12 protein-coding genes are annotated in these 12,793 nt (G+C 35.2%); 7 read left to right on the top strand and 5 right to left on the bottom strand.

All coding sequences use genetic code 11. The features are described 5' to 3' along the window. Positions 1 to 4: 4 nt before the first annotated feature. The 3 genes from AC1MGI_RS15425 to rocF all read left to right on the top strand — a co-directional run bounded on the left by AC1MGI_RS15425 (position 5) and on the right by rocF (position 4,513). Positions 5 to 1,732, top strand: coding sequence for a glycine betaine ABC transporter substrate-binding protein (locus AC1MGI_RS15425; RefSeq protein ID WP_480346009.1), 1,728 nt, complete (start codon positions 5 to 7; stop codon positions 1,730 to 1,732). Positions 1,733 to 2,223: 491 nt separating this feature from the next. Further along, on the top strand, positions 2,224 to 3,420 hold the full coding sequence (locus tag AC1MGI_RS15420; protein WP_480346008.1) for an ornithine--oxo-acid transaminase: 1,197 nt from the start codon (positions 2,224 to 2,226) through the stop codon (positions 3,418 to 3,420). 193 nt (positions 3,421 to 3,613) lie between these two features. Further along, entirely contained in the window at positions 3,614 to 4,513 is a 900-nt protein-coding gene (rocF, locus tag AC1MGI_RS15415; protein WP_480346007.1) for an arginase, read from the top strand. Between the two features lie 464 nt (positions 4,514 to 4,977). On the opposite strand, the gene AC1MGI_RS15410 is transcribed toward rocF, so the two are convergent. Further along, positions 4,978 to 5,274, bottom strand: a complete 297-nt coding sequence (locus AC1MGI_RS15410) for a hypothetical protein (protein ID WP_480346006.1) — start codon at positions 5,272 to 5,274, stop codon at positions 4,978 to 4,980. Positions 5,275 to 5,457: 183 nt separating this feature from the next. Between AC1MGI_RS15410 and AC1MGI_RS15405 the strand changes: the two genes are divergently transcribed. Further along, positions 5,458 to 6,213, top strand: a complete 756-nt coding sequence (locus tag AC1MGI_RS15405; RefSeq protein WP_480346005.1) for a DUF2087 domain-containing protein — start codon at positions 5,458 to 5,460, stop codon at positions 6,211 to 6,213. Between the two features lie 23 nt (positions 6,214 to 6,236). Further along, entirely contained in the window at positions 6,237 to 6,593 is a 357-nt protein-coding gene (locus tag AC1MGI_RS15400; RefSeq protein WP_480346004.1) for a GIY-YIG nuclease family protein, read from the top strand. 156 nt (positions 6,594 to 6,749) lie between these two features. Here AC1MGI_RS15400 and AC1MGI_RS15395 read toward each other — a convergent pair whose 3' ends face one another. Continuing rightward, entirely contained in the window at positions 6,750 to 7,355 is a 606-nt protein-coding gene (locus tag AC1MGI_RS15395) for a DedA family protein (RefSeq protein WP_480346003.1), read from the bottom strand. A 605-nt stretch (positions 7,356 to 7,960) separates the two neighbouring features. On the opposite strand from AC1MGI_RS15395, the gene AC1MGI_RS15390 reads away from it, so the two are divergent. Continuing rightward, positions 7,961 to 8,533 (top strand): protein kinase domain-containing protein, encoded by a 573-nt coding sequence (locus AC1MGI_RS15390; RefSeq protein ID WP_480346002.1) that lies wholly within the window; start codon positions 7,961 to 7,963, stop codon positions 8,531 to 8,533. A 242-nt stretch (positions 8,534 to 8,775) separates the two neighbouring features. Here the strand turns inward: AC1MGI_RS15390 and AC1MGI_RS15385 are convergent, their stop codons facing one another. From AC1MGI_RS15385 to AC1MGI_RS15375, 3 genes are all read right to left on the bottom strand, one after another. Then, positions 8,776 to 9,798, bottom strand: a complete 1,023-nt coding sequence (locus AC1MGI_RS15385) for a metal-dependent hydrolase (protein WP_480346001.1) — start codon at positions 9,796 to 9,798, stop codon at positions 8,776 to 8,778. A gap of 12 nt (positions 9,799 to 9,810) precedes the next feature. Then, positions 9,811 to 10,938, bottom strand: a complete 1,128-nt coding sequence (locus AC1MGI_RS15380) for an MGDG synthase family glycosyltransferase (protein WP_480346000.1) — start codon at positions 10,936 to 10,938, stop codon at positions 9,811 to 9,813. 316 nt (positions 10,939 to 11,254) lie between these two features. Beyond that, positions 11,255 to 11,662, bottom strand: coding sequence for a VOC family protein (locus AC1MGI_RS15375; protein ID WP_480345999.1), 408 nt, complete (start codon positions 11,660 to 11,662; stop codon positions 11,255 to 11,257). A 637-nt stretch (positions 11,663 to 12,299) separates the two neighbouring features. Here AC1MGI_RS15375 and AC1MGI_RS15370 point away from each other — a divergent pair. Next, complete coding sequence (locus AC1MGI_RS15370; RefSeq protein WP_480345998.1) at positions 12,300 to 12,605, top strand: monooxygenase; 306 nt, start codon at positions 12,300 to 12,302, stop codon at positions 12,603 to 12,605. Positions 12,606 to 12,793: the final 188 nt, after the last annotated feature.

Raw genomic sequence — 12,793 nt, 5'->3', positions numbered from 1 at the left:
TTAAATGAATATGCCGAAAATTCCCCTAGGAGCTTGGGTAGATTCTCTAGTGGATTGGATAACGATTGCATTTGCTGGATTATTTTCTCTTATAACCAGTGCGATTGAGGGGCTATTAAATTTCCTAGTGGATGTAATGAGTGTAGGACCTTCTATCGTATTAATTATTGTCTTTACCCTTTTGGTTGCATATACAAGTAGATGGCCTTTAGGAATCTTTACGTTAATTAGCTTACTATTGATTGATAACCTTGGTTATTGGGAATCAAGTATTCAAACACTTGCAATCGTAATATTATCAGGATTTCTCACCATACTGATTGGGATACCAATCGGAATATGGTGTGCGCAAAGTAGCACAGTGAGAAAAATTATTACACCCATTTTAGATTTTATGCAAACAATGCCTGCATTTGTTTATTTAATTCCATCCATCTTATTTTTTGGAATTGGCGTCGTGCCCGGGATTATCGCTTCGTTCATTTTCGCGATTGCACCGACAATCCGCATGACCAATCTTGGAATTCAAGAAGTACCTAAAGATCTAATAGAAGCATCGGATGCATTTGGTTCGACTAGTAGTCAAAAATTATTTAAGGTCCAATTACCATTGGCAACCCCAACGATTTTAGCAGGAGTTAACCAAAGTATCATGCTTGCTCTATCAATGGTTGTTACTGCTTCATTAGTTGGAGCACCTGGACTTGGAGCAGATGTTTACAGAGCTGTAAGTCAAATAAATGTAGGTCAAGGCTTTGAAGCTGGATTATCCATAGTCTTCATTGCAATTATTCTCGATCGTATTACGCAGAACTTGCGTAAACCAGCGTATGAGCATATTATTAGCCGAAAAATTGTCATATCAATTTTAGCTGTACTTGTGGTAATCGTAGCATTATTTGGTACCTTTACAAAGGAAAATGCTGTGAAAGGAGATCCAAACAGTATTGGTGGGCAAACGAATTATAAAATTATCGGTATTGAACCTGGGGCTGGAATAATGAATCAGTCTAGGGATGCAATAGAAAAATACGGATTGGATGATTGGCGACTTGTTGAAGGGTCATCGGCGGCAATGGTTGCAGAATTGAAGAAAGCTTATAATAAGAAAGAACCAATCATTGTTACTGGATGGTCACCACATTGGATGTTCTCAACATACGATTTGAAATATCTCGAAGACCCAAATAATTCTTATGGTGGGGCCGAAAACATTAATACAATCGTTAGAAAAGGACTCCAACAAGATGCACCGGGCGCTTATACCATTCTTGATCAATTTGCTTGGAAAACAAGTGATATGGAAGAGGTGATGGTTGATGTTACTGGAGGTATGGACCCATCTAAAGCTGCTGAAAAATGGATCAATGCGAATCAAGATAAAGTAGCTGAATGGACAAAAGGTGCTCAAACAGGAAATGGTGAAAGTATCAAACTTGTCTATGTTGCCTGGGACACAGAAATAGCCAGTACAAATGTGATTGGCAAAGTTCTTGAGCAAAATGGATACAAGGTTACATTAAGTCAAGTTGAAGTGGGACCAATGTTTGCTGGTATTGCCAATGGCAGTGCCGATGCAGCCGTTAGTGCGTGGCTACCAAGTACCCATCTCGAATATTATAATACTTATAAAAATAATTTCGTTGACCTAGGACCCAACCTTAAAGGAACGAAGACGGGCTTAGTTGTACCAAAATATGTCGATATTAATTCTATAGAAGAATTAAAATAAAAAGATCAAAGTATCTAATAAGGTAAGAGTCAGACCCGCAATCAAAATACACAGCTCAAATTGGGAGTTAGTACCACAAGCGCTGTGTATAGAGAACGTGGTCTGACTCTTTTTTTTGTAAATCATATTAAGAAGGAACAAAGGTGAAAAACCCTTCAATAATAAGGATTTAACTTATTCTAAGGAATCTTTTATTTCAATAACCACCTCGATAGAATATATAATATATTCTCAATCCCAAAATAGCAAAAAATAAATAATTTTATATTTAAGAGTATTATTCCAATCCACTAATATTTAACGCTACGTACATAAATATAAATTTCATTTCTTCACCTTTTCGTAATGAAATTTCCTATGTTAATTACTATATAAATAAGACATGACATGTGACAGTTTTCAGCAAATAAAAAATAAAGAAAGTGCTACAGTTGAGCCAATATCTTGTATAAACATTAACTAGAAGCAATTTTATAAGGGGGAATGAAGAAATGAGTTCGAAATCAGAAGAAATAATTCAAAAAACTTCTGAATATGGTGCCAATAATTATTATCCGCTGCCAATTGTGATTTCATATGCACAAGGTGTATGGGTAAATGATCCAGAAGGTAAGCGTTACATGGATATGTTGAGTGCTTATTCGGCGGTGAATCAAGGGCACAGACATCCTAAGATTATTCAAGCGCTAAAAAAACAAGCAGATAAATTAACTTTAACATCACGAGCCTTTCATAATGATCAGCTTGCACCGTTTTATGAAAAAGTCGCAAAATTAACTGGAAAAGATATGATTCTACCAATGAACACGGGTGCTGAGGCAGTGGAAACAGCAATTAAAGCAGCAAGACGCTGGGCATATGATGTGAAGGGCATTGCAGAAAACCAAGCAGAAATTATTGCTTGTATCGGAAATTTCCATGGAAGGACGATGACGGCTGTTTCACTTTCTTCAGAGTCAGAATACAGAAGAGGATTCGGCCCTTTACTGCAGGGAATTAAACTGATTCCATACGGAGATATCGAGGCACTAAAGGCAGCAATCACCCCGCAAACGGCAGCTTTTATCGTTGAACCAATCCAAGGTGAAGCGGGTATTATCATCCCACCAGATGGTTATTTACAGGAAGTTGAAAAAGTTTGTAATAGAAATCAGGTATTATTTGTCGCAGATGAAATCCAATCTGGTCTTGGCCGGACTGGAAAGATGTTTGCATGTGATTGGGAAAATGTTACCCCCGATATGTATATTTTAGGAAAAGCACTAGGTGGAGGCGTATTCCCGATTTCATGTGTAGCGGCAAATAAAAATATTCTCAGCGTATTCAATCCGGGATCACACGGTTCAACATTTGGAGGAAATCCACTTGCATGCGCTGTTTCAATAGCTTCACTTGAAGTCTTAGAGGAAGAAAAACTATCTGAGCGTTCATTGGAGTTAGGAGTATATTTTAAAGAAAAACTCCAAGAAATTGAAAATCCAATCATTAACGAAGTACGCGGTAAAGGTTTATTCATTGGACTTGAGTTAACGGAATCTGCACGTCCTTTTTGTGAGAGGTTGATGGAAGCGGGACTATTATGTAAAGAAACACATGATACAGTTATACGATTTGCTCCTCCTTTAGTGATTTCACAAGAAGAGCTTGATTGGGCTATTGCCAAAATCCAAAGTGTTCTTTCAAAATAAATGGTTTTCAAGAAGGATTAAACTAGAGTAAAATCGAATAATTTATTAATCAATCAATGAAGTACCATTCCCATTCAATATAGCCCTAAAGAAATGGGGGAGAATGCATATATTAATTTCTCCCTCATTTCTTTCTATTACGAACGATTATGATGGTCTTTATGACTAAGCTTGTTTGATAAGGAGAATTAAGATGAATAAAAAAATTACGATTATTGGGATGCCGATGGATTTGGGACAAATGAGACGGGGAGTAGATATGGGACCAAGTGCCATTCGTTATGCTGGCGTGGTAGAGAGGCTTAGTGGTTTGAATTACGAAGTCCATGATACTGGAGATATTCATATTGGCCGACCTGAAATGAGCATTGATCAAGATTCAAAGCTACGAAACCTAGAATTAATAGCCGAAAAGAATGAACTTTTAGCCAAAGAGGTACATAAAGCAATTGAAAATGGATCTTTTCCATTAGTATTTGGCGGCGATCATAGTATTGCAATTGGAACGCTTGCTGGTGTCTCTAAACATTATGAAAATCTTGGCGTCATCTGGTATGACGCACACGGTGACTTGAATACGGCCGAAACATCACCTTCAGGTAATATTCACGGAATGCCGCTAGCTGCGAGTCTAGGATTTGGACATCCTGCACTAACACATCTTGGTGGGTACGCGCCTAAAGTCAAGCCTGAAAACATTGTGATTATCGGTGCTCGCGCATTGGATGAAGGGGAAAAAGAGTTAATAATAAAAAAGGGGATCAAAGTGTATACGATGCATGAGATAGATCGAATCGGCATGACAAAAGTGATTGAAGAAACAATTGAACACTTTAGAAGCCGAACAAATCATGTTCATCTTTCACTAGATTTAGATGGTCTTGACCCAACCGATGCCCCAGGAGTCGGAACACCAGTTATGGGAGGCATTTCTTATAGGGAAAGCCATTTAGCTATGGAAATGTTGGCAGAAGCAAACATCATAACGTCAGCAGAATTCGTCGAAGTCAATCCAATTTTAGATGAGAAGAATAAAACTGCGGTTACTGCTGTAGCATTGATGGGTTCGTTATTTGGTGAGAAGCTTCTATAAAATAAAAATAAGCGAACGACGTTTTTTCATCATACATTCTTAAAAAATAATTATAGAACCTAATTTTCTATGCTGCATAGATTGGAGATAGGCATCAACAGGGATGGCCATGATGAATAATGGCCAATTTTTAAAAGCAAAAGAAACATTGATCGGAAGGCTTTTTACATTGGGAGGTACTGTATTATACCTTATAGGTACTATAATTATGGTAATCGTCGCATATCGAGCTTATGATAAAATCGTATAACAAACATTTTTAATAGTAAATCACCGACCTGTTCCTTAATCGTTATTCTTATGTAAGATACTGTTCTAATCAATTGACAAATCTGCGCATTTACTAATTTCATTGCAAGCATAAGAGGCTGATTCGTGAGTCAGCCTCTTTATTATTTAAATATAGTCAAACAATCAGTATTTTCTAATGATCATTGGATACATACCTTACAGCTCTCATTTGATTAATAATATGGGTAGTTCGGATCGCCATAGTATTGATACCCACCATCATACGGATAGCCGTACCCACTATCATACGGATAGCCGTACCCACCGTAATAAGGGCCGCTTAATAAGGAACCAGCAACCAATCCTCCGAGAAAAGGAGCTCCGAATCCAAAGCCGAAAGGTCTACCGAATCCAAACCCAAACGGCCTTCTAAATCTTCCAAATCCACCAAATCCGTGTCCAAAACCTCCAAACCCAAACGGTCTTCTCAAGTTATTTGCATCCATATGATTTATTAATTCAGTATTCATAAAGGGCCTCCTTTTTTCTAATTCTCTATAAAATATGTTTTTACCAATAAAGAGTGATAATAATCCTATTTGAGCAAAACTTATTGATTTTATACAAACTTTATATTATTATGTTTGTTGAAGGGTAAACAAATTTTAAATTTGTTTGCAGATAACCAAAATTCGATTGGGTGTGTTTAAATCATGGATATTTCAGATTACTTTTGGAACGCGTCATTAGAAGAACTTAAACGGGGGTATATTCAAGAGTCTGATTCTTATAGATGCCTGTTATGCGGTGAGAATATTGAGAAAGGGATTATTTACCCTCACGGGGGTATTCTTCATGAAGCTGAAAGGTTCATGCGTATTCATATCGAAAGTACCCACCAATCAGTATTTAAATACTTAATCGGACTTGATAAGAAATTGACAGGTCTTACAGACCATCAGAATCATCTCCTTCATCTATTTTATCAGGGGAAAAGTGATAAAGAGGTTCAAGGTGAGATGGGTATTGGAAGTACCTCTACGATTAGGCATCACCGTTTTGCGTTGAAAGAGAAGGAACGTCAAGCAAAGACCTTTTTAGCAATCATGGAATTACTAAAAGAAAAAGATCAATATGCCCCTGCCTTTATCCCGCCACATAAAACAGCCGAAATGGTCGATGATCGATACGCTGTTACGGAAAAGGAACAACAAGAAACTATTAAGAAGTTTTTACCTGAAGGGTTAAGTGGACGTTTAAAGAAATTTCCTCCGAAAGAAAAACAACGACTGATTGTTCTTCGGGAAATCACAAAACGATTCGAAAGTAATATGATCTATACTGAAAAGGAAATGAATCAGCTTTTAAATGAAATGTATGATGATTATGTCATAATCAGAAGATATTTAATCGAATACGGTTTTTTAGATCGAAAGTCAGATGGGAGCCAATATTGGCTAAAAAAATAACGAAAGAATGCGAGTGAATACAAATGGATCGTAAAAAGGAACTAAAGCAGCTATATAAAGAGACACCAATCGAAGCTGGCATTTACCAAATTAAAAATATTAAAAATGAAAAGATTTTTATCGGAAGTACTAGAAATTTTAAAACGTTAAACGGGGTAAAATTCACTCTGGAAACAGGTACACATAATAACAAAGTGCTTCAAGAAGAATGGACGCAATTTGAAAACTCCGCTTTCAGTATCGACATATTGGAAACACTCAAAAAGAAAGACGACCCATATTTTAACGAAAAAGAAGCATTGTTAGAATTAGAGAATAAATGGTTAGAACATCTTCAACCGTATGGAGAACGAGGATATAACTCCAAGAAATCTTGTTAATAAAGTGCAACTACCAAATGAAGCTGTGTGTTTCGTTTTTTAACAAACAGCTTCATTTACTCAATTGATTATCAAACCTTTACTTTACTACACTTTTTTTGGTATCCCCTTATAAAGGACAATCGAAATACAAGATTTCAAGTAATTTAAATGCGATTACACAAATCTTCCACTATTTTTGTACTTCTTCCAATATACATATGTAATAATTAAACTAAGAACGACACCAAGTATAATAACGTAAATGCTATATTCCGCTAGAAAAAATTCGATTTTTTTCCATTCCTTCCCGAGCTTTGTCCCTAAAGTAATAAAGGTAAAACACCATACAATGGCTCCAGTATAGGCATACAAAGCAAATTTTTTATAGGAAAGACCGTTTATACCAGCTAGATAAGCGGTAACATGACGGACTCCGGGAATAAAATAGCCGATAAATAGGAGAAAAGGTCCTAATTTCAAAAAAAATACCTTCGTTTTATTAATCCTTTTCTCAGTAAGATGAAACTTTGGTCCATATTTCCTTAAAAACGGCAAACCTAATTTAATCCCTAAAAGGTAACTAATCGAAATACCACCGATTGCACCTGTTACTGCACTTACCAAAGAAACAAGGTAGGACAATTGATCGTTAAAAACTAAATAACCTATATATGTTAAAAGAACCTCATCTGGTATTGGAAGTCCTATTATCCCTCCCATTAAAGCTATTATGATACCAAAGTACCCAAAATGTCCTAGAAGATACATCAAATGCTGCATCCTGGATTCACCCCCTAGTATTGATAATAAGGAATTGTTACAAATCAGCTATCGAATACATTCTAAAAATGATAAATTTCATCATCAAACAATAGACAGTCCTGCTTTAGTATTACATTCCGTTTTTGACTTGTAAACAATTAGTTAAATGGTCATACTAAATCCGTTTGGGATAATAATGGCTGTTATAAAAAAAATCTTCTTTTTGAGGAATCTTGTCCGGATCTTTTGAACAACATCTACTAGTATAAAAACGAGGCTGTCCAAAAAATATAGTTTTGGACAGCCTCGTTTATTATTCTCTGTAAAAAATAAATAGATATGCAAAAAGAATGTTCTATTTGACGTAGCAAGTAGAAGATATTACGATGAAGAAAATAATATAAAATCTATTTCACTTCCATATATAGAGGGGGCAGTAAAGTCGCCAATCCAGGTTTTTAATCTTGGATTTATTGATAGCTTACATGAGTTGCTGAGAAACCTCACCAAATTTTTAAGACGTTGTAATTAGGTAATCGGTTAGTGCGTCTTTTTTAATATTCTTAACAACTAGCGATAGAAAGGAGCTGTCTTTTATTCAATATAATGAACTTGCCGCCAGTGTGCAAATAAAATCTGCTAAAAAGATGCAAGTACTCCTCGATTATGATCAAACATTAACGTTAATTGGAAAGGGTAGAAGTGCGTACGTATTCAGAATACAACAATCAAATAAAGCAATAAAGGTATTTTACCCCAATTACGTACATATCGCTATGGAAGAGGCCAATATATACAGAAAGATTCAACATATTCCTTACTTTCCATCTTTAACTGAAGCTGGTTCCAATTACTTAGTCATTGATTATATAGAGGGGGAAACGTTTTTTGAATGTTTAACAAAGGGTATATCCATTTCCGAAGATCATGTAAAAGAAGTTAACCGTGCTTTACGATTAGCTAGACAAGAAGGGTTAAATCCATCTGATATACATTTGCGAAACATCTTTCTCACATCGGATAAAGAAATCAAAATAATCGACGTAGCTCGATTTAGACAAAATAAAACATGCAGGCAGTGGGGTGATTTAGAAAGAGCGTTCTACCGCTTTTACAAAAAGCGTTATTTCCCAAAGAAAATCCCAGAATTCATTTTGAACACTATTGCTGGTCTTTATAAAAAACTATTATTATAACAATGAATTTTTTCAACAGTACTGCTTTTTAACAAGTGCATTATATCCTCTTATAGGAGGAAAGCATCAAGCAGCTTTACTTAACTTTCATAAATTGAAGAGACCGGCTTTCAATAGATGACACCTAAAGTATCTCTAAAAATGACATATAAACTAAAAAAATAAGCCTTTAGAATCGTTTCTAAGGCTCATTTTTCCTTCTACACATCTTTATTTTTTCTAAAAAGTCACTTATTCAGCAGTCACCCCTCTAAGTAGGATTTCTTCTTTCCATCATAAGAAGAAGTTGAAGCATTCTCTAATTTCCTCAAAACCTTTTTATATTTTTTCAAAGAATAAACCCACCCCGTATAGGAATCCTTGCATTTTAATTCAGTGGAAATAAACACAACAGCTAGATAAGGAAAAAATTTATTGTTGCGAAAACGGAGATCTTTCCAGTAAACAAAGGTTCCATTTTTCTTTTTCTGGACAAAAGGATAGGCGAAATTTGTGCTCGAAAGAAAATCTGATACAAGACTGTCATTCATGCTTTCCAAAATCAATTCAGAGTCTATCTGTTTTTTCTGTAGTGTATGTTCAATAATAAGACTTTTTCTGGAATATTCACCAAATAAAAAATCATCCTCAGTTTCTATCAACAAGTCCCAATAAAGGAACCTTGCTTTTGGCATGAGTTTAATGCGAATTGCATTTTGAAAGTGGTCTTGCAAATATCTTTTGGTGAAGCTGGCATAGATTGTGCGAAGAAATAGATATAAAAACATTAGCATGTATATGATGATAAAAACTCTTCCTGCTTCATAAAAAGGAAGAAGAAAAAATCCAATAATATGAAAGTATAAAATATACGGATCTACTAACGGTATCGAATCAAAGGAAATCCATTTTGGAGAAAATGGACGGATAACTTGAGTTCCATACACATTAAATAAATCTAAAAAGACATGTAAAATCACAGAGAGAAACGTCCATAAAAACAAATGTGAAAAGGATACTTCTGAAAAAAAGAAATATATAGATCCAGAAACGGCGAGTCCCCAAAGTGGTAGTGCTAGTAGTGAATGCGACCACCCTCTATGATGGCGATAATAGCTGCTATTTCCTTTAAATTTATAAACATAATCAAAATCAGGCGCGTTTGAACCGATCACTGTACCAATAAGAACTGCGTTTGATAACGTTGGATTGTCAGCCACCATTGGATCAATATGTGAGAGAGCTCCTAAACCTAAGCCAATGATAATATGTGAAGTTGTATCCATTTCCATACCTCCTCAGCGAAGTATTAAATCTTGCTGTTCGATCTGATTGATAGCAAAATCGGTGATAAGTGTGGAAGATTGTGACTTATGAATTATATGTAGTGCCTTTTTCATCCTTCTCGCCAATTCTTCATTACTTGATAACTCATGTACTTGCTTAACCGTTTCCAATATAGTATGGGAAACAAGAGCCGCACCATTTTCCTCAAAATGCCGGGCGTTTTCCCCTTCTTGTCCGGGCACAGGATTATAAAGAATTAAAGGAATTTGCAATGCTGTGGCTTCAGTAAGGGTTATACCTCCTGGTTTTGTAATAAGGCAATCAGATATTGCCATAAGCTCATGGACCTTTTCTTCATATCCGAATAAACGAAAAGACTCGGGAAACCGAAGAGCAAGCGGCAGAAGCTTTTCGTACAAACTCTTGTTCTTTCCGCAAACTGCCACAATATGATAGGAAGGATTACACACTAGAAGCTGGCAAAGTTCTTTTACGTTTTTTAAAACGCCTAGGGCTCCTGCAAGCACCGTAATGACTTTTTTATTCTGGTTGAGATGGTATTTTTGGTAGAAAACTCTCTTATCAAAAAACATTTCAAATTCTGGACGAATGGGTATCCCGCTTACTGTAATACATTTTTCCTGAATGTTTTGATTTAATAAAGTGCTTTTAACCGATTCGGAAGCTACAAAGTAATGATCGATTAATGGATTCATCCAATAAGGATGAATGCAATAGTCCGTTATGATCGTGTAAGTTGGAATGAGAAATCCAGCTCTTTTGCTAAGAAAAGGTGCCGCATGAAGAGGGAAAGTAGTAATAATAAAATAGGGACGATGTTCGTTAATAAGTTCTTGCAACCTTTTTCGACCTAAATATCGAGAAAATTGAGAGAGTCCTTTAGAATTTACTTTTTTCGTCCCATAATAAAACCATTTGTAAAAAGAGGGTCTATAAGAAACACTTTTAACAAGTAATGATTGGGTAAATGTAGAGAATGCAGGATAAGACTCACCGAATAAATCAGATACAATAGGATCGAATCCTTTTTGTTTAAGTTCTCTTGCAATGACATTAGCAGCCTGGAGATGGCCATTCCCATAATGGGCTGTAAGGATCAAAGCGGAAGGATGTCGCAAAACTAAAACCCCCTCTTGTTTTTTTTAGAATAACATGGCTTTTTTAAGGAAATATGAAGGGACAAGTAGGTTTTGTAAAGGAAATGAAAATATTTGATTAGATTAATGTGGAAGTTACGGATTAATAGAACTTTGTTGCTAAATCCGTAAAATAAGGATATCCCATAATGGGTAGAACAAGAAATACAAAGTCATGTAAATATGAGTTTGTATTTCTTGCATAGGGGCTATATATTAAAATGTTTTTTATGTGAACTCCACTTTCAAATCAACAGTGGAATATCCTGGACAACACTTTCATGGAAGTAAACTTTACTTAAGTTTGGGTATAATTAAGATCCCAAATTATACCGAATGAGTCTTTTACTTTTGCAAATTTTGCTCCCCAGAAAGTGTCTTGTAGCTCCATAATGACAGTACCTTTTTGTATTAGTCGTTCATAAATTTTTTGAATTTCTGCTTCATTCTCTAACTCAATTGTCAATGAAATGTGATTTCCGGTTTCAACTGAATTACCGGGAAATGTATCCGAAACCATGAAAAATAAATCATCTTTTTTAAATTGAGCATGAATAATGCGATCATCAGCTTCTGGTGGCGTTGGGAAGTCTGCTTCACCATAGGTTTGAATACCTAAGATTTCACCCTCAAAAATCTCTTTGTAATAATCTAATGCTTCTCTAGCATTTCCGCTAAAGTTAAGATATGGCGTTATCTGTTTCATAATGACCGCTCCTTATTTTTGAATTTTTACGCATTCGTTCAATAACGAATCTTTTACACTAGCGTCATCTTAAAAACACTAATGCTTTTTGCTTTTGAAAGTAAATTCAATTCCCAAAGTTAGACTTACTGGCAAAATAGCACCTTCACCTGTACATTTTTCCTGCATAATACCATTATAACAACTACAATAACGAAAGCACCAGAATGTACGTTCACGCAGTGCATCTTGCATGAACGTGTAGTAAAATACCAACCGATTGAAGCTTCACTTTATATTGCTCCTTCAGATAGATAGTAAGCCATTATTAATTAATGCTTTAGAATTTACAAAGATCAATGACATTGAGAGGATAGGATTGGTGTGCAAGAGTACAATCTCCTTTTGAATATTCCTAGTAACAGAAGGTTTGCTTTTGTAATTGAATGAGAAATAAGTAATTTCGAAAAATACATTATATTTGATATACTTTTTATATGTAGTATACTAAGTATATAAATATGATGTTTTCAAAAATTAATATTAATGGGAATTTTGATGGTTTAATAATACATCATTTAACCTTTACTTAAATTGGAAAGCCCATTTTTGGAAATAAGTATTTTTAGTAACTTTCACATAAAAAGGAGATTGGAAAATGGCATACTTATTACAAGTTGATTTTAAACATGAAGGACCTTATGGGGATGAAATGGCAGATGCTTATTCTGATTTAGCTAAAAGTATCAATGAAGAACCAGGTTTTCTTTGGAAAATATGGACAGAGAATCAGCAATCGAATGAAGCAGGCGGAATTTATATTTTTGAGACTAAAGAAGATGCTGAAAAATATGTAGAGAAACATACCAAAAGATTGAGTGGTTTCGGAATCACAAATGCGAATATGAAAATTTTTGAAATTAATGACAAGCTTTCTCAGATTACTCAATCACCTTTAAAATAATCAACTAAGGCACCAATTAAGGAAGATAGTAACTGAACCCATTTGTGTGAATACAAAGAACTCGAAATAAGATTAGAGGACACTCGCAAAATTATCTAGCTAAGAATTGATAAACAACCTTCATATACTTGATTGCAATGTGAGAGTTGGCCCATTTGCTTTTGATTAGCCATATCACAAAGGTATAT

The organism is Peribacillus sp. BM1, from assembly GCF_056679975.1.
The sequence above is the reverse complement of the archived record's forward strand: the minus strand, read 5'-3'. Positions and strand labels throughout refer to the sequence as shown.

Coding starts and splice junctions, on each gene's coding strand:
- AC1MGI_RS15425 (WP_480346009.1), top strand. CDS start 5: ATGAATATGCCGAAAATTCCCCTAGGAGCTTGGGTAGATTCTCTAGTG.
- AC1MGI_RS15420 (WP_480346008.1), top strand. CDS start 2,224: ATGAGTTCGAAATCAGAAGAAATAATTCAAAAAACTTCTGAATATGGT.
- rocF (WP_480346007.1), top strand. CDS start 3,614: ATGAATAAAAAAATTACGATTATTGGGATGCCGATGGATTTGGGACAA.
- AC1MGI_RS15410 (WP_480346006.1), bottom strand. CDS start 5,274: ATGAATACTGAATTAATAAATCATATGGATGCAAATAACTTGAGAAGA.
- AC1MGI_RS15405 (WP_480346005.1), top strand. CDS start 5,458: ATGGATATTTCAGATTACTTTTGGAACGCGTCATTAGAAGAACTTAAA.
- AC1MGI_RS15400 (WP_480346004.1), top strand. CDS start 6,237: ATGGATCGTAAAAAGGAACTAAAGCAGCTATATAAAGAGACACCAATC.
- AC1MGI_RS15395 (WP_480346003.1), bottom strand. CDS start 7,355: ATGCAGCATTTGATGTATCTTCTAGGACATTTTGGGTACTTTGGTATC.
- AC1MGI_RS15385 (WP_480346001.1), bottom strand. CDS start 9,798: ATGGATACAACTTCACATATTATCATTGGCTTAGGTTTAGGAGCTCTC.
- AC1MGI_RS15375 (WP_480345999.1), bottom strand. CDS start 11,662: ATGAAACAGATAACGCCATATCTTAACTTTAGCGGAAATGCTAGAGAA.
- AC1MGI_RS15370 (WP_480345998.1), top strand. CDS start 12,300: ATGGCATACTTATTACAAGTTGATTTTAAACATGAAGGACCTTATGGG.